The 22,128-nt window shown below is 72.7% G+C and carries 16 protein-coding genes; 3 read left to right on the forward strand and 13 right to left on the reverse strand.

Annotated elements, in window-relative coordinates; translation table 11 throughout:
- Nucleotides 1-13 precede the first annotated feature (13 nt).
- The 3 genes from ACYVK5_RS09055 to ACYVK5_RS09065 all read right to left on the reverse strand — a co-directional run bounded on the left by ACYVK5_RS09055 (nt 14) and on the right by ACYVK5_RS09065 (nt 5,249).
- Nucleotides 14-2,446 (reverse strand): polysaccharide lyase 8 family protein, encoded by a 2,433-nt coding sequence (locus ACYVK5_RS09055; protein ID WP_460704034.1) that lies wholly within the window; start codon nt 2,444-2,446, stop codon nt 14-16.
- A 244-nt stretch (nt 2,447-2,690) separates the two neighbouring features.
- Complete coding sequence (locus tag ACYVK5_RS09060; protein ID WP_460704036.1) at nt 2,691-3,956, reverse strand: CapA family protein; 1,266 nt, start codon at nt 3,954-3,956, stop codon at nt 2,691-2,693.
- A gap of 36 nt (nt 3,957-3,992) precedes the next feature.
- Nucleotides 3,993-5,249 (reverse strand): family 16 glycosylhydrolase, encoded by a 1,257-nt coding sequence (locus ACYVK5_RS09065; RefSeq protein WP_460704038.1) that lies wholly within the window; start codon nt 5,247-5,249, stop codon nt 3,993-3,995.
- 263 nt (nt 5,250-5,512) lie between these two features.
- Between ACYVK5_RS09065 and ACYVK5_RS09070 the strand changes: the two genes are divergently transcribed.
- Together ACYVK5_RS09070 and ACYVK5_RS09075 are read left to right on the forward strand one after the other, a co-directional pair.
- Entirely contained in the window at nt 5,513-6,136 is a 624-nt protein-coding gene (locus tag ACYVK5_RS09070; RefSeq protein ID WP_460704100.1) for a trimeric intracellular cation channel family protein, read from the forward strand.
- Between the two features lie 158 nt (nt 6,137-6,294).
- Complete coding sequence (locus ACYVK5_RS09075; protein WP_460704040.1) at nt 6,295-6,753, forward strand: hypothetical protein; 459 nt, start codon at nt 6,295-6,297, stop codon at nt 6,751-6,753.
- On the opposite strand, the gene ACYVK5_RS09080 is transcribed toward ACYVK5_RS09075, so the two are convergent.
- The 3 genes from ACYVK5_RS09080 to ACYVK5_RS09090 all read right to left on the reverse strand — a co-directional run bounded on the left by ACYVK5_RS09080 (nt 6,743) and on the right by ACYVK5_RS09090 (nt 10,208).
- The gene (locus tag ACYVK5_RS09080; protein WP_460704042.1) at nt 6,743-8,620 is read right to left on the reverse strand and encodes an FAD-binding monooxygenase; all 1,878 of its coding nucleotides are present in this window, start codon (nt 8,618-8,620) and stop codon (nt 6,743-6,745) included. The two genes, ACYVK5_RS09075 and ACYVK5_RS09080, sit on opposite strands and share 11 nt — an antisense overlap.
- A gap of 125 nt (nt 8,621-8,745) precedes the next feature.
- On the reverse strand, nt 8,746-9,204 hold the full coding sequence (locus ACYVK5_RS09085) for a GNAT family N-acetyltransferase (RefSeq protein ID WP_460704044.1): 459 nt from the start codon (nt 9,202-9,204) through the stop codon (nt 8,746-8,748).
- 23 nt (nt 9,205-9,227) lie between these two features.
- A complete protein-coding gene (locus ACYVK5_RS09090; protein ID WP_460704046.1) occupies nt 9,228-10,208 on the reverse strand; it encodes a TIGR01777 family oxidoreductase in 981 nt (326 codons plus the stop codon).
- Nucleotides 10,209-10,276: 68 nt separating this feature from the next.
- Between ACYVK5_RS09090 and ACYVK5_RS09095 the strand changes: the two genes are divergently transcribed.
- Nucleotides 10,277-10,687, forward strand: coding sequence for a nitroreductase/quinone reductase family protein (locus ACYVK5_RS09095; RefSeq protein WP_460704048.1), 411 nt, complete (start codon nt 10,277-10,279; stop codon nt 10,685-10,687).
- 160 nt (nt 10,688-10,847) lie between these two features.
- Here the strand turns inward: ACYVK5_RS09095 and ACYVK5_RS09100 are convergent, their stop codons facing one another.
- From ACYVK5_RS09100 to ACYVK5_RS09130, 7 genes are all read right to left on the reverse strand, one after another.
- Nucleotides 10,848-14,489: a LamG-like jellyroll fold domain-containing protein gene (locus tag ACYVK5_RS09100; RefSeq protein ID WP_460704050.1), complete on the reverse strand. Its 3,642-nt coding sequence runs from the start codon at nt 14,487-14,489 to the stop codon at nt 10,848-10,850.
- Between the two features lie 42 nt (nt 14,490-14,531).
- Entirely contained in the window at nt 14,532-16,538 is a 2,007-nt protein-coding gene (locus ACYVK5_RS09105) for a glycoside hydrolase family 127 protein (RefSeq protein ID WP_460704052.1), read from the reverse strand.
- A 21-nt stretch (nt 16,539-16,559) separates the two neighbouring features.
- Nucleotides 16,560-17,375 carry a carbohydrate ABC transporter permease gene (locus ACYVK5_RS09110; RefSeq protein WP_460704054.1) on the reverse strand — a complete coding sequence of 272 codons (816 nt, stop codon included), beginning with the start codon at nt 17,373-17,375 and terminating at the stop codon, nt 16,560-16,562.
- The gene (locus ACYVK5_RS09115) at nt 17,372-18,337 is read right to left on the reverse strand and encodes a carbohydrate ABC transporter permease (RefSeq protein WP_460704056.1); all 966 of its coding nucleotides are present in this window, start codon (nt 18,335-18,337) and stop codon (nt 17,372-17,374) included. The genes ACYVK5_RS09110 and ACYVK5_RS09115 overlap by 4 nt, the downstream gene beginning before the upstream one ends.
- 77 nt (nt 18,338-18,414) lie before the next feature.
- Nucleotides 18,415-19,680, reverse strand: a complete 1,266-nt coding sequence (locus ACYVK5_RS09120; protein WP_460704058.1) for a sugar ABC transporter substrate-binding protein — start codon at nt 19,678-19,680, stop codon at nt 18,415-18,417.
- 143 nt (nt 19,681-19,823) lie between these two features.
- Nucleotides 19,824-20,855: a LacI family DNA-binding transcriptional regulator gene (locus tag ACYVK5_RS09125; RefSeq protein ID WP_460704060.1), complete on the reverse strand. Its 1,032-nt coding sequence runs from the start codon at nt 20,853-20,855 to the stop codon at nt 19,824-19,826.
- Nucleotides 20,856-21,110: 255 nt separating this feature from the next.
- Nucleotides 21,111-22,082 (reverse strand): sugar-binding transcriptional regulator, encoded by a 972-nt coding sequence (locus ACYVK5_RS09130; protein ID WP_460704062.1) that lies wholly within the window; start codon nt 22,080-22,082, stop codon nt 21,111-21,113.
- Nucleotides 22,083-22,128: the final 46 nt, after the last annotated feature.

Here is a 22,128-nt window from a genome sequence, read left to right on the forward strand (position 1 = left end):
TGAACCGTACAAGCTAGGTCGTCAGCACGGCCTCGTACGACGCACCGCGGGCACCGTCCAGGTCGGCCAGGATCTGGACGATCTGGCCCGCGCGGACCGTGAGCCGGCTGTCGGCCCGGGCGAGTTCGGGGTACCAGCCGCCGAGCTGGAGCAGGATCGAGCGCTGCTCGTCGGACTTCGCCGGGTCGGACACCGCGATCCGGGCGACGTCGGCGGTCCCGGTCGCGACGACCGCACAGGGGCCGTCGGCGCGCACGACACCGTCGTCGACCGCCTCGAAGAGATGGGCGAACAGGAACCACCGGTTCCCGCGCGCGGCGCGGACGACGTGCGCGCGGGGGTCGTCGCGGAGCACGGTCGTGGCGCCGCTCGCCGCGTACGCGCGGGTGGCGGCCGCCGACGCCCGCGGCAGGATCATGTAGGCGTACCGGTCCCCGCCGGTGCCGCTGGGGTGCGTGAGCGACAGGGTGGCGTAGGTGCGGGTCAGCGGCGTGCGTGAGCCGGCGGTGTCGCCGCCCACGTTGATGTCGTGCCACGAGCCGGTGCGCTCCGCGACCGACGCCCGCGCGGCGTAGGAGCCGAGGAAGACGTAACCGGCGACGCCGTCCAGGTGCGCCCACCGGGGCGCGTCGAGGCCGGTCCGGTCGCCGGGGGCGACCGTGCGTCCGTCGACGACGAATCCGGGGGCGGTGCCGGCGGGGAACGACCGGTTCTCGACGGTGGTCTCCGCGCCGGGGCCGGTGACGACGATGCCGGAGCCGACCGCGACGACGGAGTCGTCGAGCAGGAACCACGACTTCTTGGCCCGGACGTCGCCGAGCTCGTTGGTGAGATCCATGCCCGTCGTGCCCCAGCGGCGGGACAGCCCGGCGCCGCCGCCCCAGCGGTTGGCCGCCTCCGGGACGGGCGTCCCGGAGTCCGGCCCGGGTGCGCGCTCGGCGAGCGATGCGGTGGTGCCGGGCAGCCGGTACGGGTCGACGGTGGGCCAGTAGTCGTCGGAGAACTGCCCCTGGTCGCTGTCGAGGTACAGGTACGACGCGCCGTCGCCCTGGTGCCAGCCGTACCGGTTCTCGCCGTTGCCCCAGCCGAACCTGCCGATCCGCTCCGACGACGTCGCGACGGTGAACGCCCAGCCCTGGCCGCGGTGCACCATCCGCTCCTGGACGCCGAACTGCACGTTCCCCGGAGACTCCGGCGCGGGCTCGACGCCGGCGTCGGCCAGGATCGCCTGGGCGCGCCGCAGGTCGGAGAGGCTGGTGGGCTTGTAGTCCTCGCCGCACCGCGCCAGCCACCCCTTCGCGAGGGACCGGTACCGGGAGCGGTACGGCTCGTCGACGTGCTCGGCCAGCAGCATGACGGCCTCCGCCGCGCCCCAGGCGTCCCGGTAGTCGCGCTCGTGCTCGCGGGCCACGGCGCGGCCGCGGACGGTCTCCATCATGCGGCCGTTCCAGATGAACGGCGCGAACGTCAGCGTCGGGCTGTTCAGGAGGGGGCGCATGAGCTGCGAGGAGAGGCTCCACCGGGTGCCGTCGAGCAGCATCACGGCCGGGGCGACGGCGGCCAGCGCGGCCTTGCCGTAGGTCCCGGCGTACGGGATGCAGAGGTGGTGGATGTAGGAGCCGTCGGCGTAGAACCCGTCGCCGGACGTGGTGTACGAGAGGAGATCCACCACCGCGTCGCGCGCGAGCGACATGTCCTCGGGCGCATGCCCGGCGACGCCCCGCAGGAGACAGCTGAGCACCTTGTCGGCGCGGTTCGCGCCCGTGGACGGGCTGTCGCTCGCCTCGATCCGGGCGGGGTCGGGGCTGAAGGCGCGGATCGCGTCCAGGGCCCGGCCGGCGTCGGGCCGCGGGAGGCGGTCCTGCAGGATCAGGGTGAGGTCGCCGAGTACGCGCGGGATCCCGATCTCCCAGAACCACCAGTTCCCGGACGGTGCGGCGCCGGCGTGGTACCAGTGGTCGGTCAGGTGCCGGTACCACCGGAGCAGCGTCCGCTCGACGGCCTCGTTCTCGTGCTGGTCCGTCCCGGGTGTCGCCCAGGCGGTGGCGATCTTGAGGATCCGCCGGTACGTGGTCGTGAGGTTCGCCGGATCGGGGCCGCTCAGGGGCAGGTCCGGCCAGATGCTGTCGCCGGGGTCGGGGTGGCGGTCGGCGTGGTCGTAGGCCCACGCGGCGTACTCGGACAGGCGACGGTTCCGCTCGATCACGGCGGGGGAGTCGAGGCCGAGTCCGGTGGTGCCGAGCAGGAAGTCCAGCCAGCGCTCCCGCAGGTCGTCGAAGCGGTCGACGGCGCGCAGGCCGCCCTGGCCGCCCGAGCCGTTCGCGGCGGTCGCGGCGGCACCGTCCGGTGCGTGCGCGACGAACGCCAGTGATGCCGCGGCACCGAGAACCAGGGTGCCCCGGCGCGACAGGGGAATTCCCGCAGGGGTGTCGATTCGCTTTTCCATGGTCTGCACCTCCGCCGTCAGGACCCGGTTCAAAGGCTCCGGAAATGATCTCGTGGCCTTTGAGGGGCGCTCTCACTTAAAGGTGAGTTTGACATGTCCTGGCGCAAACGCACGCCGAGAGAGAATTGTGGCCCGCGCTCTTCAAATGATTCTACGACCGCCAATTGATCCCAAAAGGATTAATGGTATTTATGGCGGTCGATGTCGCTCATGACCGGCAGTTCCGGCGGCACTCGCTCGGCGCTCAGCGCGAGATCCGGGGTTCCTCACCCGTCGGCGCGGGCGGTTCGGTGCGTTCCGGGGCGGTGCCGCCGACGGCGTCGCGCACCGCGTCCGAGCGCAGGCGGAGCTCGGCCGCGGAGAGCCTCCCGGAGCCCGGGTCGTCGATCGCGTCGACGAGCGCCCGCAGCCGGTGACCCGCCGCCCGGTCGACGGTGGTGGCGGTCCACTCGACGCCCGTGACGCGCGCGGCCGCGCCTGGCTCGGGCTGGTTCACGGTCGCCGTCAGCAGCACGCCGTTCGAGGTCCGCGCGTCGCAGCACTCGGAGCTCTGGTTGGAGATCATGTTCCCGAGTCCGTAGGCCACCCACATGCCGGAGTCGCCGGGACCGCCGTCGAGCCGCGAGATGCGCTGGGGGACGTGCGCGTGGTGCCCGATGATCAGGTCGACCTCCCGCGAGGCCGCCAGCTTGCGCGCGAACGCCCGCTGCTCGTCGGTGGGCTCGGCCACGTACTCCGCCCCGGCGTGCATGCTCACCACCACGAGTTCCGCGCCGTCCTCGCGGGCCGCGGCCGCCTCACGGATGACCCGGTCGGCCTTCAGCAGGTCCACGGCCCACGGCTGGTCCTCGGGGACGGAGAACCCGTTGAGTCCGTACGTGGCCGACAGGTGCGCCACCGTGAGCGGCCGCCCGGCGCGATCGAGCGTGTAGCGCTGCGGGGCGCTCTCGTCGGCGTCGCGGGCGGTGCCCACGTGCCCGAGCCCGGCGTCGTCGAGCGCCTCGAGCGTCGCGGCGACGCCGTCGACACCCCGGTCCATCGAGTGGTTCGAGGCCGTCGAGCAGCCGTCCCAGCCCTGTTCCGCGAGGTCCCTGATGAGTTCCTCCGGCGCCCCGAACGCCGGGTACCCGGTCGGCGCGGTGCCCGGGGGAGCGACGGGCGCCTCCAGGTGGCACAACGCCAGATCGGCCTGCCGCACCCAGGGGTCGAGCCCGGCCAGGAGCGGGGTGTAGTCGATGGCGCCGTTCCGTGTCGCGCTGTCGTTGAGCGGGCCGTGCGGTAGGACGTCGCCAGCGGCGACGAGCGTGAATCGCGCGGGCTTCTCGCGCCGCAGCGTCCCGCGCTCGTGCGCGGTGTCCGACGAGGGTCCGGGCGCGCCGGAGCCCCTCGGGACGGCAGCGTCGGACCAGGGGGCGCCGGTGCACCCGGTCGTGAGGAGCACGGTGAGCGTCACGAGGGCGGCCACCATCCGCGCGCCGGGACTCGGTGTCACGTGGTCGATCGATGCCACATGCGCGATCGTAGGCCCTGGGTCGGCCTCTCCGCGTCAGGACGGTGTGGTCCAGGTCTGGACGGTGCTGCCGTCGCAGGCCGCGATTTCCATGTGCGTGCCGTCGTTCTGCACCCGTCCCACCGGCTGCAGGCACAGGTTCGACTGCGGGTTGCGCAGCGCCCCGCCGTCACGGGCCCACTGCTGCGCCCCGGTGCCGTTGCAGTCCCAGAGCTGGACCGGCGTCCCCGGTGCGGTGCCGCCCCCCGCGACGTCGAGGCACTTGCCGAGCGCGCGCACCGAGCCGTCGGTCGCGAACGTCCATTCCTGGGCCGCGTTGCCGTTGCACCACGCGAGCTGGACGGGTGTGCCGTTCGCCGTGTCCGCCCAGGCCACGTCGAGGCACATGCCGTTGCTCGCGGTCACGGTGCCGGTCCCGCCGCCGCCTCCGCTCTCGGTGTCGTAGACGCGCACGTAGTCGACGCGCATCTGCTGCGGGAACTGGGTGGTCCCGTCGGGGTAGCCGGGCCAGTCACCGCCGACGGCGATGTTCAGGATCATGAAGAAGGGCTGGTTGTAGACCCAGCTACCGGGGACGTCCGCGGGAGTGCGCGTCATGTAGGTCTCGCCGTCGACGGACCAGGAGATCCGGTCGGGGGACCAGTCGACGGCGAAGATGTGGAAGTCGTCGGCGAAGGACCAGCCCTGCGGGTGCTGGTAGGTCCCGCCCACGCCACCGCCGCCGGAGTAGCCGGGGCCGTGCAGGGTGCCGTGGACGAGGTGCGGCTCGTAGCCGACGTTCTCCATGATGTCGATCTCGCCGGAGTCCGGCCAGGGCGTGTCCGGGAACTGCGCGCCGAGCATCCAGAAGGCCGGCCAGATGCCCTGGCCGCGGGGGATCTGGATGCGCGCCTCGACGCGGCCGTACTGCGGCTCCACCTTGTCCTTGGTGGTCATGCGGGCCGAGGTGTAACCGCCGCCGGCCTCCTGACGGGCGGTGATGACGAGGTTGCCGGCGCCGTCCAGCGCGGAGTTGTCGCGGCTGTCCGTGTAGTTCTGCAGCTCGTTGTTGCCCCAGCCGTGGTCGCCGGTCTCGTGGTTCCAGTGGTCGGGGTCCGGGGCGGATCCTGCCGCGCCGTCGAACTCGTCGGACCAGGCGAGCTGCGCGGCGGCGACGCTCTCCGCGGCGCTGTCTGCGGTGTTGTCGGCGGTGGCAGCGCTGACGGCGGCCACGGCGCCCGTCGCGGCGAGCGCGACGGCGGACAGTGCGGTGACGACCGTGACGGCAGTGCGGGTTCGGGGTCTGGCACGCATGGGCTGCTCCCTCGCAGGTATGGACCTGCCGTGCGGGTGCTCGCGGCGGCGATGGCCGGAGCGTCGTCCCGACGAACAGGTGACTGGCCGGTCAGTAGAAGGTAGAGGCCTCCGGTCCCCGCCCGCCATTGGGTGAACTACGTACCTGGGTGACGAGCGTGACACCCGTCCGGGTTTCTGCCCGGCGTGGCGCGGCCTAGCATCGTACGGGCCGCGGATGCCGGCCGTCCGAGAGCCGGGGGGAGAGCGCGGCGTTGACCTGGGTGCAGCTCGCCATGGACCTGGCGGGAGTCTTCTTCTTCGCGATGTCGGGTTCGCTGCTGGCCGCCCGCCGGCAGTTCGACATCGTGGGCTCGCTGATGCTCGGCTCGTGCGTGGGCCTCGGCGGCGGGATCCTGCGCGACCTCATCATCGGCCAGAGTGTGCCGCACGCGTTCGCGTCGCCCGTCCACCTCCTGCCGCCGGTGCTCGCCACCGTCCTCGTCTACTGGTTCGCCGCCAGCGAGCACCGCTACGCGGGCGCCCTGACCGCGTTCGACGCCGCCGGCATGGCCCTGTTCTGCATCACCGGCACGCAGATCGCGCTGAGGGCGGGGCTGAACCCGGTCACGGCCGCGATCCTCGGGCTGACCACCGCCGTCGGCGGCGGGGTGATCCGGGACGTCGTGGCCAACGAGGACCCGCAGGTCTTCCACCCGCGCGGCCTGTACGCCATCGCCGCGCTGCTGGGCGCCGGGCTGACCAGCGCCGCCGAGTCGATCGGCTGGATGAACGCGGGCACCGGGCTCGCGATCGCGGTGCTCGTGTTCGCGCTGCGGATGCTGTCGCTGCGCTACCGCTGGGAGATCCCGCTCGCGGGCCGCCACCCGGAGGACCCGCGATCGTGAGCCATGAGGTTGGTGACGCATCAGGGGCCGGAGGCGTAAGCAACCGCATGGCCCACCGGCCCGGTATCGCCCAGGCGTGGGGGCAATTCGGTTGATTCCTGGCTTCTCGGCGTCGGGAGCGGCAAGATGGGGCCCGCCGACGAATCAGGAGGACGGACGTGCCGACCGAGAAGAGGTTGCGGGGCTGGCGGCTGTGGCTGCTGATCGCCGGGATCGTCGTCGCGGTGGTGATCGTGCTGTACACCGCGCTGCTCGCGCTGGCCGGGTGGTGGTTCGCCGACGCCGGCCGGCCGGAGCACGTGGACTGCGTGGAGATCGCCACGGCGGTGGGGCAGGAGTCGCTGCCCGACGGCGCCACCGGCGGCCCGTGCGAGCTCGGCAGCTTCCAGGACTGGTACGTCCAGGGTGAGATCACCACGTCCCGCGAGGCCCTGGATGCCTGGCTGGCGGAACTCCCCGGCGCCCCCGAGCTCGCCGACGAGCCCTGCGTCGAAGCGATCGCCTGCGTGCAGGTCGACCTGACCCAGGAGCCCGCGGACGCTCACTACCTCGACGTGGACGTCCTCCGGGAGGACGGCGACCAGGTGGTCGCCGAACTGCGGGCCTTCACGACCTGAGCAGCACGCCGTCGAAGAACGCCGCCAGGTCCGCCGTCGCGCCGAGCGGGAGGACCGCCGCGACGTAGTGATCCGGGCGGACGACGACGACGGCGCCCCCGCGGTCGATGCCCCGCGCGGCGAAGATGTCGTCGTCCGGGTCGGCGGCGTACGCCTTCTCGTAGTCGACGAGCCCGAACGGCCCGACGCGCGGCAGGAAGGCGCCGGGCACGTCGCCCACCTCGACCTGGGTGTGATCGCGCTGATAGATCACCTTGGCGTCGATCACCGAGTCCGGGTCCGTGCCCCCGGGCGTGTACCGCACGACCGGCGAGTCCGGCGACGTCGCCAGCCACCCCGCCCAGCGCTCGAGACCGGGGGCCCCTGCGCCGTCGTCGTCGGCGAACGCGTAGACGCGCCACCGCCCGTCGGCCCGGGCGTGATGCCCCAGGTGCACGGGGTTCCCGTCCGCGACCCGCGTGACGGGCGCGGACTTGAACCGCTTCCCGACCGGGAACCCCTCGGCCAGTCCCTGGTGCGTCGCGGGCCCGACGACCATCGACTCCTCGTACTCCGTGCGGAACCCGAAGAGGAACTCCGTGGTCTGCACGTAGAAGTCCTCGAGGATCGACGGGTCGGGCATGTCCTCGGGCCTGGTCGCCATGAGCGTGGACCACTCGCGGTCGAACTCGATGAGGTTCCGCGCCACCACCTGCCGCTCGGCGGAGTACGTGTCGAGCAGCGTCTCGGGCGCGCGCCCGGTCAGGACGTGGCCCAGCTTCCAGGCGATGTTCCAGCCGTCCTGCATCGACACGTTCATGCCCTGCCCGGCCTTCGCGCTGTGCGTGTGGCAGGCGTCGCCCGCGATGAACACGCGCGGCGTGCGGGTCCCGGTCAGCTCGGCCGGCACGTCGTCGAACTTGTCGGTGAGGCGGTGGCCCACCTCGTAGACGCTGTGCCAGGGGACGTCCTTCACGTCGAGCCGGTACGGGTGCAGGATCCGGTTCGCGTGCTCCACGATCTCGGAGACGGGGGTGGCGCGCACGGCGTGGGCGTCGTCGTCGGACACCTCCCCGAGATCGACGTACCAGCGGCACAGGAAGCCGCCCTCGCGGGGGATGAGGAGGATGCTGCCGCCGTCGTGCGACTGGATGGCGCACTTGGTGCGCACGTCGGGGAAGTCGGTCACCGCGAGGACGTCGATCACGCCCCAGGCGTGGTTGGCCTGGTCGCCGACGAGCTCGCGGCCGATCGCCTCCCGGACGGCGCTGCGGGCGCCGTCGGCCCCGAGCACGAACTTCGCGCGGACGGTGCGCTCGGTGCCCTTGTCGGGGCCGGCGGTGCGGCGGAGCGTGACGGTGACGCCGTCGTCGTCCACCGTGAGGCCTGCGAACTCCCAGCCGTGGTCCGGCGTGATCCGGGCGGGGGAGTCGGCGGCGACCTCCGCGAAGTAGTCCAGCACGCGTGCCTGGTTCACGATGAGGTGGGGGAACTCGGTGATGCCGTGCGGGTCGTCAGGCACGCGGGCCGTGCGGACGATGTGATCCGGGCGAGCGGGGTCCGGCTTCCAGAACGCCATCTCGGTGATGCGGTACGCCTCGGCGGTGATCCGCTCGGCGAAGCCGAACGCCTGGAAGGTCTCGACGCTGCGCGCCTGGATGCCGTCGGCCTGGCCCATCTCCAGGCGGCCCGGGCGCCGCTCCACGACGCGGGTGGTGATCTCGGGGAACTGCGCGAGCTGGGCCGCGGCGATCATGCCCGCCGGGCCGCTGCCCACGATGAGGACGTCCACCTCGTCGGGCAGCTCGTCCGGGCGGCTGACGCCGGTCCCGGCTGCGGGCAGGACCCGGGGGTCGGACGTCACGTATCCGTGGTGGTGGAACTGCATGGATGGTGCCCTCTCGCTCGACCTCGGTGTCGACGTGCGGTGGCGTCGTCGTCGCCCCACTCAGGAACATATACGATTCCAGATACGAACGAAAGGTCGCGCGGCCCAGCCCTGCGGGAGTGCGGTCAGAGTGTCAGCGTCATGAAGGTGCTGGCCGGGTCCGGCCCGTAGTCCGCGAACGGGCCGCACTCCGTGAAGCCGTGCCGCGCGTAGAGGCGCCGCGCCGGCGCGAAGTACTCCTGGGTCCCCGTCTCCAGGCTCAGCCGGGCGTACCCGCGCGAGCGGGCCTCGGCCAGCACGTGCCGCACGAGCGCCGCCCCGACACCCCGGCCGCGGGCCGGCGCCGTCGTCCGCATGGACTTGACCTCCCCGTGGGCGGGGGTGAGCTCGCTCAGCGCGACCGCCCCCAGCAGCGCACCCGTGTCGTCCCGCGCCGTCCAGAACGTGATCGACGGCGCGAGCAGCGCCGAGTGGTCGAGCGCGTGCACGCTCTCGGGCGGCGACGTGGCGTGCATCTCCGACAGGTGCTCGTCCAGGAGGCTCCGGACGTCGGCGCGCGCGGGAGAGTCGATGGCGATCAGCATGGCGGAATCGTCGCACCCCGACGTCAGGATCGTCCGATCTCCGCCGCGATCCAGGACGCCGCGGACTCGGCCGTCGCGTGCTGCCAGGCGAAGCCCGCGTCCTGGAGGGCCGCCGGGGCGAGCCTGCGTGACGCCAGCAGTTCGTCCGCGAAGCCGCCGAGGGCGGTCCGCAGCGCGAAGGCCGGGGCGGGGACGACGGCGGGGCGGTGCAGCGCGGCCGCGAGCGCGCGGGTCAGGCCGGCGTTCGTCACGAGCCCGGGCGCGACCGAGTTCACGGGGCCGCTCAGCGCGGGACCGCCGTCGTCGGCCCCGATCGCCCGGCGGAGCACGGCCAGCTCGTCCGGGAGCGTGATCCACGGCCACCACTGGCGCCCGCCGCCCAGCGGCCCGCCGAGGCCCAGGCGCACGAGCGGGAGGAGTCTGCCGAGCGCGCCGCCGCGCGGGGCCAGGACGATCCCGCTGCGCAGCAGGACCACGCGGGCGCCGGCGTCGGCGGCGGGCGCGGGGGCGGCCTCCCAGTCGCGGACCACGCCGGCGAGGAAGTCGTCCCCGGGGCCCGACCGCTCGGTGAGCGCCTCGTCGCCGCGGTCGCCGTAGTAGCCGACGGCGGACGCCTGCACGAGTGCCGGGCGCGAGTCGAGCGCGGCGACGGTGCGCGCGATCAGACCGGCGGTCGACGTGCGGGACTCCCGGATTGTGGCCCGGTACGCCGCGGTCCACCGCCGGTCGCCGACGCCGGCCCCGGCGAGGTTCACGACGGCGTCGGCGCCCTCCAGCGCGGCGGGATCGAGCTCACCGGTCCGCGGGTCCCAGACGACGTCGGTCACGCGGCCCCGGGTGGAAGCACCGTCGTCCGCAACGGCGCCCGGGTCGTCGCCGGGCATCGCACGTCCGGCGGCGGAACCACGGCGGACCAGCCGCCGCACGTCGTGCCCGCGTTCGACGAGGTGCGCGATCAGGGCCGATCCGATGAATCCGTGGCCTCCGGCGATGGCGACATCCATGGTCAGCAGCGTAGGAGATCGCGCGTGGCGGCGGGAATGTCGCGACTCCCGCGTCGTGTTGTCCGGGCATGGACTTCAACCAGCAGATCATCGACACCTTCCGCGCCAACGGCGGAGAGGTCAACGAGCCGGTCCAGTTCGGCAAGGGGCTCGTGCTCGTGCACGTGCCGAAGAAGGACGGCGGCGAGCGCATCGTGCCGCTCGCGGCGATCCCGGAGGACAACGCCTGGTACATCGTGGGTTCGGCGGGCGGCTCGCCGAAGCACCCGGCGTGGGTCCACGGCCTGCGCCGCGCCGAGCAGGTCGACCTCGAGATCCCGGGCGACCCGGTCGAGAGCGTCCGGACCAAGGTCTCCGAGCTGACCGGCGAGGAGCGCGACGTGACGTGGGAGCGGTTCAAGGTGTTGGCGAGCGCCTTCGCCGGGTACGAGAAGACGGCCGAGGGCCGCGTCTTCCCGATCTTCCGCCTCAGCGCCTGAGCCAGGCCGGCCGGCTTCGCTATTGACGTGGGGTTCAGCAGGGTCTCGCGGACCTTCTGAGCCCTCTTGAATGGATTCGAAACCCTACTGAACGCACCTCAGTCCGGAGCCGGGTCAGGTCGGCCCGGCCCCGGACCGAAGTGGTGCCGGTAGCCCGCTATCAGCGGCCGTCGGCCGCGTCCCGGCCCGGCGGGACCACCCGGCTCAGCGGGGAGATCCGGATCTTGTCCACGATCGGCGCCTCCGACGAGCGCAGGAGGATGCCCGGCCAGGTGTCGCTTGCAAAGGTCTCGCCGTCGAAGTTCGGGGCCTCCGACGACGCGAACACCACCGTGTTCTCGCCCGCCACCAGGTCTACCGGCACGGTGAGCTCGGCGAACGCGTTCGCGTGGAACGTGTGCGGGAACAGCACCTGCTGGACCGGCCCGGAGTTGACCGAGATGTCCGCCCGGCGGGCGAGCGGGTCCGGGTTGTAGTGCGACGCCTCGGACTGCTCCGGGTTGGAGTAGCGCACCACCATCGCGTAGGTGCCGTCATCCGGCACCGTGACGTCGAACCGCAGCGTGTTCCCGTTGCCGGGCTCGCCGCCGATCCCCGCCACGGCGGCGCCGCCGTCGGCCAGCGACCGCTCGTCGACCGTGACGGAACCGGCGAGCGTGGCGTCCTCCGCCTGGCGCTCGACGACGCCGAGCAGGCCCTCGCCCGGGCCCACCGTGATCCGGTCGAGCAGCAGCCCGCCGGCCCGGCCCGTGACCGTGACCTTGTTGACGCCGCCGCGCAGGTGCACGGCGGCCTCGCGCGTCCGGGCCAGGGACAGCACCTGGTGACCGTTCACCTCCACCGCGCCGTGCCCGCCGTGTCCGCCGAGCACGTCGACGCCGAGCGCCGCCTCGCCGTCGGCCGCGCTGTACACCCAGAACGTCGCCGTCTGGCCCGCGCCGAGCTCGACCGCTCCTCTGGTGTCTGCGTCGTAGATCGCCCGGCCGTCGTGGTTGGCGAGCTCCGCCTCGTACACGGACGTCGCCGCGTCGGGGTTCGGCAGCGCCAGCGTGATCCGGTCCACGATCGCGTCACCCGACGTCGCCCCGGAGCCGTCGAGGCTCTGCGCGGCCAGCGAGATCGTGTGGGTGCCCGCGGTGAGGTCCACGGTGGTGTCGGCATGGTCCCAGACCACCCACTTGTAGGCGAGCGGCAGGTGCAGTTCCTGCTCGGCCTCGCCGTCGACCCGCACGAACACGTTGGTCGGTCCCTGCTCGGCCACGAGGTCGTACGTGTTCAGGCTGTTCGCGAAGACCGACAGGTCGTAGGTGCCGTCGGCCGGCACGTCGACCTCGAAGTCGAGGACGACGTCGGACCCGGTGCGCAGCCCGCCCACGTCGTACCCGCCGGACGTGTAGAACTTCCCGACGTCGGACGGCGACCCCTCGGGCCCGTTCCTGCTGTACCCGGTGCCGGAGTGCGCGGCGTCCTCGGCCTCGTAGCTGCCCTCCCAGAGCGCCGGCGTCGTGCTCGACGACGTGCCCGCGCCTGCCGGCGTGACGACGACCTCGTACGCCGAGGACTCCCGCAGCAGCGGCAGCGTCTCGCCGTCGAAGTCGACCGCCACCGTCCCGGCGTCCGACACGGGCAGCGTGAGCTCCGCCAGGTGCCGCGGCTGTGCCGAGTCGCCGAGCTGCCCGGTCCACGGGATCTCCCGCACGAACACCCGCACCTCGTCGCCGAACACGTCCCGCGGCACGTTCGCCAGGTCGACCGGCGCGGCGCCGTCGGCCCCGCCCAGGATCGTGCGGGCCACGGCCCGCTCCTCGTCGAGCGTCGCGACGCCCTGGAGCGTGTAGTTCTCGCCCGGGAACGGCGGCGTCACCTGCACGGTGTGGCCCGTCATCTGCCCGTACGCGTTGAGCAGCCACCACTGCCCGTTGCCGCGGTTCGCCTCGACGGCGGAGTCCGACAGGTTGCCGTCGATGTTCCAGTAGGCGATGTCCGCGTCGACCTTGGCGTCCTCGATCGCCGAGACCCACTGGATCATCTGGCCGGGCACCGACGTGTGGTAGTTGAACGCGTACTCGTTGATGTTGATCGGCAGTTCGGTGCCCTCGTGCGAGGTGCCGGCGAACACCTCCCGCTCCCACTCACGGTACGTCGCCACCGAGTCGCGGATCTTCTGCGGGTGCGACAGCTCGTGCCACGTCATGACCTGCGGCACGGTCCCGGCTTCGACGGTGTGCTCCAGGAAGCCCTTGACCTGCGTGTACAGGATGCTCGTGTTCGGGCCCGCGATGCGCGCGTCCGGCATGCGCTCCGTGATGGTCCGGTAGGCGCGGTCCCAGGCCGCGAAGTAGTCCGTGGGGTCGTTCAGCCAGCTCGTGCGGTCGTACGACCACTCGCCGGTGCCGAACATGTTGCCCTCGGGCTCGTTGAACGGCACGAACACGACGTTGTCCTGGTACTCCTCGGGCAGGGCGAGCACCTGGTCCACCTGGAGCGCCATCTTGTCGATGAAGGTGTCGATCTTCTCCTGCGGCGTGTCACCGGGCCACTGGTAGGGGAAGCCGCGGTGGATGTCCGTCATGTAGATGTAGACGTCGCCGTCGGTCGCGTCCGCCAGCGGCCGCACCACCTCGAGCGCGTCGGCGCCCGGATGCTGCGGTCCGTCCTGCGCCTTGGTCGAGACCGTGCGCAGGTTCATCCCCTCGATGAGGTTGTCCGACGGCAGGCCCGGCCCGTACAGGCCGTACAGCGTCCCCGAGGCGCCCCCGAGGAACGCGCCGGTGTCGCTGCCGAGATCGACGCGCAGCTCGCCGCGCGTGACCGTGACCTCAGCGGTGACGGTCGCGCCCGCCGCTCGGCCCTGCACGGTGTAGGTGCCGGACTGTGCGTACTGCTCCGGGTCGACCTCGTCCCACGTGACCGGCACGTCCCGGTCGTAGCCGTCGGAGAACGAGGCGCGCACCGCCTGGGGCAGGTCGGGCGCCGCGCCCACGAGCGTCCGCAGCTCGTACGTGTCGTCCGCGGTCCCGACTGCGGTCGGCACGTCGCCCACGAGCGCCGCGACCTCGTCGGCGCTCAGCGCGGCGTGGTAGATCCGGAAGTCGGTCACGGCGCCGTCGAGCAGCGGGTCCGGGTAGAAGGAGCGGCCGATCCAGCCGGCCCGCTCCGCGCCCGCGTCGAGCAGTTCGCCCGCGGTCACCGCCGTCGGCGCCGACGCCACCGCCACGCCGTTCAGGTAGGTCGTGATGCGGCCGGCCGCCGTGTCGAGCGTCGTGGTGAGCGTGGCCCACTCACCCGCCCGCAGCGGGCCGTACCCGGTGACCTGGGCCTCGCCGCCCCCGCCCCGGGTGGTCACTGCGGTGCGCAGGTCGCCGCCGCCGTTCGACGGCGTGCTGAACACGTAGCGCTCCGTCGACGAGCCGAGGTCGAAGACCCGCTGCCACGCCCCGCCCGCGCCGTCCCAGCGCACCCGCGCCGAGACCGTGAGGTCCGTCGCCCCGTCGAGCGCCGCGCGCGGGATCGCCACGTGGCCGCCGTCGGGCCCGCCGGCCAGGTCGAGCGCCGATCCGCCGTCGTCGGTCCCGATCACGGACGCCTCGCCCGCGAGCGTGCCGTCCAGGCCGTTGCCGGAGACGTCGGGGACGGTTCCGTCGCCGACGCCCTCCATCGTGTAGTGCAGGTGGGGCACTGTCTCCTCCGTGTCGTCAGCCGCCGCCGTCGTGGCGCCGGCCGTCAGTCCCGCCGCGAGCGCCAGTGCCGCCGCGAGGGCGGCGGCCAGGCGCTGCGGGGAACGGTGCGAGGTGGTTCTCATCGTCGAGCCCTTTCTCTCGTCGTGCTGGGTTCGGTCGGTTCGTCAACGGGCCGGAATGAAGACCCGCATCACCGCCGGGCCGCGTTCGGCCCAGCGGTGGTAGGGGATGAGGACGACGTCGGTCGTGGTGGCGTGGGTGGTGGTGTCCGACGGCGCTCCGGGCGGGGCGCTTGCGAACGGTGGCCTGTCCGCAGGGGATGGTGGGAGCGGGGTGAGACGCACGCGGACCCGGGCGCCGTCGTCGTGCGCGACCGGCGGGACCGACGGGTCGAGCCGCACGTCGGCGAGGTCCGTGCCGTCCGGCAGGTCGTGCGACTCCAGGCAGAGGACGAGCGGCCCGCGTTCGACGGCGACCGTGCCGCGCAGGGCGTCCACCCGGGGGTCGGGCCACGTGAGGCGCGGGGCGGTGGGCAGGTCGAGCGTGACGACGTCGCCGGGGGCGAACCCGCGGCGTACCTCGGCCCAGCCGGGGTGCACGGGGTGCGGGTCGCCGTGCCCGGCGCCCGCGGCACGCGGGGCGGTGACGGTGGCGCCGTCGGCCCAGTGCGGGACGCGCAGGCGGAGCGTGACGGGACGGTCGGGGGCCTCGGTGACCTCCGTGCGCACGTACCCGTCGTGCGGGTAGCGGGTGGTGACGCGCAGGCCGAGCGTGCCGCCGTCGTCCAGGGCGACGCGGATCTCGCCGGGGGCGTACTGGGCGAGCGTGACGACGTCGCCGTCGACGGTCGCCGTGTAGGCGGGCCAGGACGCGAGCGTCCGCGCGACGTTGGTGGGGCAGCAGGACACGTCGAACCACGGGGCGCGGACGCCGCCCTCGGCGCGGGGGTTCACCTCGTCGGGCAGGAGATCGCCGCCGGGCGTGCGCTGCTGGAGCGGGTTGGCGTAGAAGAAGGCGCGGCCGTCCGAGCGCGGGGAGGTGGCGACGACGTTGTAGAGCGTGCGCTCGACGAGGTCGGCGTAGCGGACGTCGTCGGTGGCCAGGAGGAGGCGCCAGGAGACCATGACGGATGCGATGCCGGCGCAGGTCTCGCAGTAGGCGCGGTCGGCGGGCAGCTCCCAGTCGTCGCCGAAGCCCTCGTCCTGGTGGCGCGAGCCCATGCCGCCGGTGAGGTGGGTGCGGCGCTCCACGGACCGGGTCCACTGGCGCTCGACGGCGGCCAGCAGGCCGGCGTCGTGCGTGTCGACCGCGACGTCGACGGCGGCCGCCGCCAGGTAGAGGGCGCGCACCGCGTGGCCGCGCCAGACGCCGGCGTCGCGGACCGGGACGTCGTCCTGGAAGTACTGCGGGCCGAGCAGCGCGACCGGGGCGAGCGTGCCGCGACCACGGCGTTCGACGAACAGGGCGGCCTGCGCGGTCCAGCGCGGCTCGGCGAGGGCGCGCCCGAGCTCGGCGAGGCCCACCTCGATCTCGGGGTGGCCGCAGATGGCCTCGCGGGCGCCGGGGCCGAACTCGCGGCACACGTGGTCGGCGGCGCGGATCGCAGCGGCGACGAGCGGGTCGGCGGCCGCGGCCGCCGACGTGCGGATCCGGGCCACCGCGGCCTGGAGCAGGTGGCCGGCGCAGTACAGCTCGTGGCCGCTGGACAGGTCCGTGTAGCGGCCCGGCTGCCCGGCGTGGCCGTAGCAGGTGTTGAGGTAGCCGTCGTCGTCCTGGGCTGCGACGACGCGGGCGGCGAGCGCCTCGAACATCGCGTTCGCCGCGGGGTCGCCGGTGCGGGCGTGCTCCCAGGCGAGCGCCTCCAGGAGCTTGTACACCTCCGAGTCGGAGAACTGCCAGCCGGGGCGCTCGCCGTCGGCCGTGGTGCCGGCCGCGACGCGGTCGAAGTTCGCGATCCAGCCCAGCCGCTCCATCCAGTCCTGGCAGTGGCGCAGGGTGGCGCTCGCATTGGCCGCCAGGAGGCTCGCCCAGAACCCGCCGGTGACCCGCACCTCGCCGAGCCCGGCGCCGCGGCGCGACGTCGCGGGTGCGACGGGCCGGGCGAGCGGGCCGGCGGCAGGGGTGTCGGCCGGTGGAGCGGGCGCGGCGGAGGCCGCGGGGGTATGGGTCACGTTCGCCCTTTCGTCCTTTTCTCAGTCCTTGACGGCGCCGGCGGTCACGCCCGCCGTCACGAAGCGCTGCGCGACGACGAGCAGGACCGCCGCCGGCACGGACGCGACGACGGCGGTCGCCATGATCGCGTTCCACTGCGTCGTGTTGTTGCCGATGTACTGGTAGATCCCGAGCGTGATCGGGACGAGGTCGCCGTTGCGGTCGAGCGTGGAGGCGAAGATGAAGTCCGACCACGCCCACAGGAACGCGAACAGCGAGACGGTGAGGGTGGCGTTGCGGCTCAGCGGCAGCACGACCGAGACGAAGGTGCGCCAGGCGTTCGCGCCGTCGACCCGTGCGGCCTGCAGCAGTTCGCGCGGGATGCCCGCCATGAACGCCGTGTACAGGAGCACGCCGAACGGGACGGCGATCGTGGAGTCGGCCACGATGAGCCCGCCCACGGTGTTGAGCAGCCCGAGCCGCACGTACACCGCGTAGAAGCCCATCGCCATCACCACGGCGGGGATCATCTGCGCCACCAGCAGCACGAAGTTGAGCGGGCCGCGCCCGGGCAGCCGCAGCTGCGCGATGGCGTACCCGGCGGGGGCGGCGATCGTGACGGTGAGGGCCACGCATCCGAGGCCCACGAGCAGGCTGGTCCCGAGGGCGGGGAGCTGCTGGGCGAGGACCGCCTCGTAGCCCTCGGTGGTGGGGTCCCAGGGGAACCAGTGCGGCGGGTCGGCCCGCAGGTCGGCGGTGCGGGTGAGGGAGACGTTGAACATCCAGTAGACGGGGAAGAGCATGACGGCCGTGAAGAACAGGCCGAGCGCGGTCTTCCACCAGGGTCGGCGGGTCATGACTCCTCCTGGCGGCGCTGGAGCTGAAGATGCAGGAACCCGAACACGAGGGCGATGACGATCAGCACGTTGCCGACGGCGGCCGCGGGGGAGAAGTCCGGCTGTCCGGTGCCGAACGCCTCGCGGTAGGACCAGATGGCGAGCGTGGTCGAGGAGTCGGCCGGCCCGCCCGTGGTCATCACCCAGATGACGTCCACGACCTTGAGGGTGTAGATCAGGCCGAGGAGCAGCGTGATCGCCGAGACGGGGCGCAGCAGCGGGAACGTGATGCTCCAGAACTGCCGCCAGGGGCCCGCGCCGTCGAGGGACGCCGCCTCGTACACGTCCTCCGGGATGCTCTGCAGGCCCGAGTGCAGGATCACCAGGTTGAACGGGATACCGAGCCAGACGTTCGCGATGGTCACGGCGAGCAGGGCGGTGTCCGGCGACGTCAGCCAGTTGATCTGGGGTACGCCGAACGCCCCGAGCACGGAGTTCACGATCCCGTTCTCGCTGCTGAGCATCCACGCCCAGGTCGACGCCGAGACGATGAGCGGCAGCAGCCACGGCACGAGGAACATCGCCCGCAGGAGCGCCGACAGCCGGAACCCGGAGCGGAAGAAGACGGCGAGCGCCAGCCCGATCGCGTACTGGAACACGATCGAGACGATCGTGAACACGGCGGTGTTCCACAGCGCCGTCGGGAACGTCGACGAGGTGAACACCTCGACGTACTTGTCGAACCCGACGAACTCGGCGTTGCCCTGCACGAATGCGCGGATCGTGTAGTCGTGCACGCTCAGGTCGAGGTTCCGCCACAGCGGGTAGGCGTAGAAGAGGGTCAGGTACACGAGCAGCGGTGCGGCGAAGCCGACGGCGGCCCACTGGGAGGCGGCCGGGCCGCGTCGGCGCCGCGTCCGCCGCGGCGTGCGCCCGGCGCCCGGGGGTGCGTCCGCCGCGGCCGGGGCCTCGGTGGTGGTCATCACGGGATTCCTCGCTCGGTCGGGTTGCGGGCGCACGGGCCACCGCGGGTGGCCCGTGCGCCCGGCGGGCGGTGCGGTCAGCTGGTCGCGGCCTCGGCGTCGGCCTGTGCCTTGGACAGCGCGTCGGCGGGGGACTCGGCCCCGGACAGCGCGTTCTGCACGGCGGTCCAGAGGGCCTCGCTGATCTTCGGGTAGTCCGTGCCCAGGTCGTCGCTGGTGCGGCCCTTCGCGTTGCGCACGGCCTCGACCCACGGCTCGAGGTCCGGGCTCTCGGTCAGGAGCGCGTCCTGGCCCTCCGCGGTGGGCGGGATGTAGTACGCGAACGTGTTCGCGGTCTCGACCAGACCCTCCGGCGTCGTCATGCACTCGACGATCTGGCGGGTCACGTCGTAGCGGGCGGTGTCCTCCTGGACGGGGGCGATGATGAACTCGCCGCCGGTCGGGGCGGGCGCGACACCGCCGTCGCGTGCCGGGAGCTGGACGAGACCGGTCTCGAAGCCCGCCTCTGCCGCGCTGTTCACCTGCCAGGTGCCGTTCTCCGCGAACGCGAAGTCGCCGGTGAGGAACTCCTCCCACACGGTGTTCTGGGAGTTGGTGATCACGGAGTCGGGCGCGTAGCCGTCGTCCAGCCACCCGGTCCACAGCTCGAGCGCCTCGACGGCCTCGGGGGAGTCGAGGTCGCGCAGGTCGGCGCCGGCGCCCCAGAACCAGGGCAGGAACTGGAACGAGCCCTCCTCGGTGCCGATGCCGGCGAACGTGATGCCCTTGTGCCCGGCGCCGGTCACCTCGCCGAGCGCGGCGGTGAGGGACTCCCAGTCGGTGATGGAGGCGGGGTCGACCCCGGCGTCGTCGAGGACCTCGGCGTTGTAGTAGAGCGACAGGGTGTTGGCGCCGATCGGGATGCCGTACGTCTCGCCGTCGACGACGCCCGCGGCCAGCAGGTTCTCGTCGATGGCGGACGTGTCGAGGCCCAGCTCGGAGACGGTCGTGAGTATGCCGGTGTCCGCGAGGGTGGAGACCGCCGGGTTGTCCAGCAGCATGACGTCGGGCGACGTGCCCTCCTGGGCCGCGAGCAGCGCCTGGTTCGTCAGGGCGGTGGTGTCGTAGGCGGTGCGCTCGATGGTGACGCCGGCGTCCTCGCCGCAGGCCTGGACCCGCTCGGCCCAGTCGGAGCCGTCCTCGTGCTGGGGGTACGGGTCCCACCAGGTGTAGGTGCCCCCGGCGGCGTCCCCGCCGGAGGCGTCGTCTCCGGCCGAGCAGGCAGCCAGGCCGCCGACGACGGCGATCGTGGCGAGTCCGGCCGTGAGCGTGCGGCGAGCGGCGCCGCGGTTCGGGTGGTGCATGGTTGTTCCTCCTTGAACAGTGACCCTGATGGCCGGGTCACATGGCGATGGTGCTGTGTGAGCGTTAACACGAATGGGATTGCGGAAACACGATGGGATGGCGGCGACCGCCGTCGTCCGTGGGCTTCCCGGTGTGGGGGAGGTCAGCCGGGCGTCGTCGGCGGCGGCGGGCCCGTGCTGCCGCGGTCGACGAGCTCGGGCGAGACGAAGCGGACGACGTACGGGTCGTCGGGGGCGATCTCGCCCTCGATGCGGCGCACGAGCTGGCGCACGGCCATGCGGCCGAGCCGGTCCGGTGCGCTCTCGACCGCCGTGTAGTGCAGGGAGAACGTGCTGGCGAACTCCTCCGAGTACCGCCCCACGACCGACAGGTCACGGGGTGCCGCCAGCCCGCGCTCGTGCAGCACGCTCGGCAGCGCCGCCGCGGCCGCCTCGTTGTTGAGGATCAGGCCCGTGGCGCCGGGGTGCGCGTCGAGGAGCGCGGTCAGGTCGCGGCCGATGTCGGGCTGCCGCGACGAGCCGAACGTCGCGTGCAGGGTGACGCCGCGCGCCCGCGCCGCCTCCTGCGCCGCGTTCTGCAGGCGCCACACGTAGGCGCCTCCGCGTTCGACGACGTGCTCCGGCTGGGACACGAGGATCAGCTCGCGGTGCCCGAGCCGGAACAGGTGGTCGACCATGAGCCGGCCGGCCTCCTCGAAGTCCAGGTCGAAGACGTCGACCCCGGTGCAGTCGCCCGGCAGGCCGACGAGCGCACCCGGCTGGGGCGCGGCCCGGAGCACGGGGAGGCGGTCGTCCTCGTCGGCGACGTTGAGCAGCACGACGCCGTCGACCATCCGGGAGTCGCTCATGCGCCGCAGGGCGCGCGTGCCGTCCTCCTCGGTGGAGAGCAGGATGTCGTAGCCGAGCTCCCGGGCCGTGTTGGAGACGCCCAGCATGTACTGGAGCATCGCGGGCGCGAACTCGTCCTCCAGGAACTGGGCGAGCAGGCCGATCACCATCGTCTGGGACGTCGCCAGCGCCCGGGCACCCGCGTTCGGCGTGTAGCCGAGCTCGCGGACCGCGGCCTCGACGCGCTTGCGCGCCTGGTCGGAGATCGCACGCTTGCCGGACAGCGCGTACGACACCGTACTGCGGGACACGCCCGCGATGCGTGCGACGTCGCCGATGGTGGCCACTCCGCCTCCTTGCGTCGATGTGAACCGGTTCGGGTTGTGAACCGGTTCGCACTCAACCACACGAGCGCCAGGGCGCGCAAGTATCCAGCCGGGAAAATCCCCGCCAAATCAGGGAAGTGCTGGCACGCACGCGCTGTCCCAGCCAGCTGCCTGAGCTCGAAGGCGTCGAACCGGTTCACAATCGACCTTGTCCAAGGGCGGACCACGAGCTTGCTTTCGTCCCGGCCCTCTCAACCGCAAGCAACCTCGTGGTTCTCACCGGCTCGCGGTGCCGGTGGCGCCCCGCATCAGGCGTGTGGCCGTGCGTTCGTCGAGCACCAGGTCGGTGACCACGCCGGCCGCCAGGGCTGCCCGCAGCGCCGGGACCTTGTTGTCGCCGGCGACGGCGCACAGCCGCCGGGGGATCCGGCGCAGCTGCCGCGGGGTCGGGCCGGTGGCCCGGGCGTTGATCGGGATGTCCTGGTAACTGCCGTCGGCCCGGAGGAACACGGTGCACACGTCTCCCACGACGCCCTCCGCGTGGAGTAGCTCGGTGTCCTGCGGTTCGAGGTAGCCGGCCGCGTACACGTGCGAGGGCAGCCCTCCGGAGACCGCCGCGCCCACCGAGAAGAGGGCGATGTCGATCCGGGACTGGACGTCGAGCACGCGCTGCACGGACCGCTCCCGCCACATCGCTTCCTTGGTGGTCGCGTAGTCGAAGAACGCCGGCACGGGGAAGTAGTGCGCGTGCGCGTCGAACGCCGTGCCGAACCCGGCGACCAGGTCGCCCGCGTACGAGACGCCGGACGTGCGCGTGTTGGCCGCGCCGTTGAGCTGCACGATCTCGGACCCGCGCGTGGGCTTGCGCGGCAGATGGCCCGCGATGGCGGCGAGCGTGGTGCCCCAGGCGATCCCGAGCACCATCTCGGAGTCGAACCAGCGGCCCACCAGCCGGGCCGTGGCCATGGCCACCTGGTCCAGGCGGTCCGACAGGCCCGCGGAGTCCGGGACCGGGACCACGTACGCGGCGACGCCGAAGGTGGCGGCGATGTGCCGGCCCAGGCTGGGGGCCTTGGAATGCGCGGGGCGGAGCGTGATTTCCACGATCCCCTCCTCGCGTGCACGTTTGAGCAGTCGCGACACCGTCGACCGCGAGGTATGCAGGTGTTTGGCGATGGCCTCCATCTTCGCGTCCTGCAGGTAATACATGGTCGCCGCGGTCACGAGGTCCCGCTCACGGTCCGGCATGGCTGACTCCTCCTGGTCGTCGCGCCGATCGCACCGGCGCGACGCA

The organism is Myceligenerans halotolerans (genome assembly GCF_054782975.1).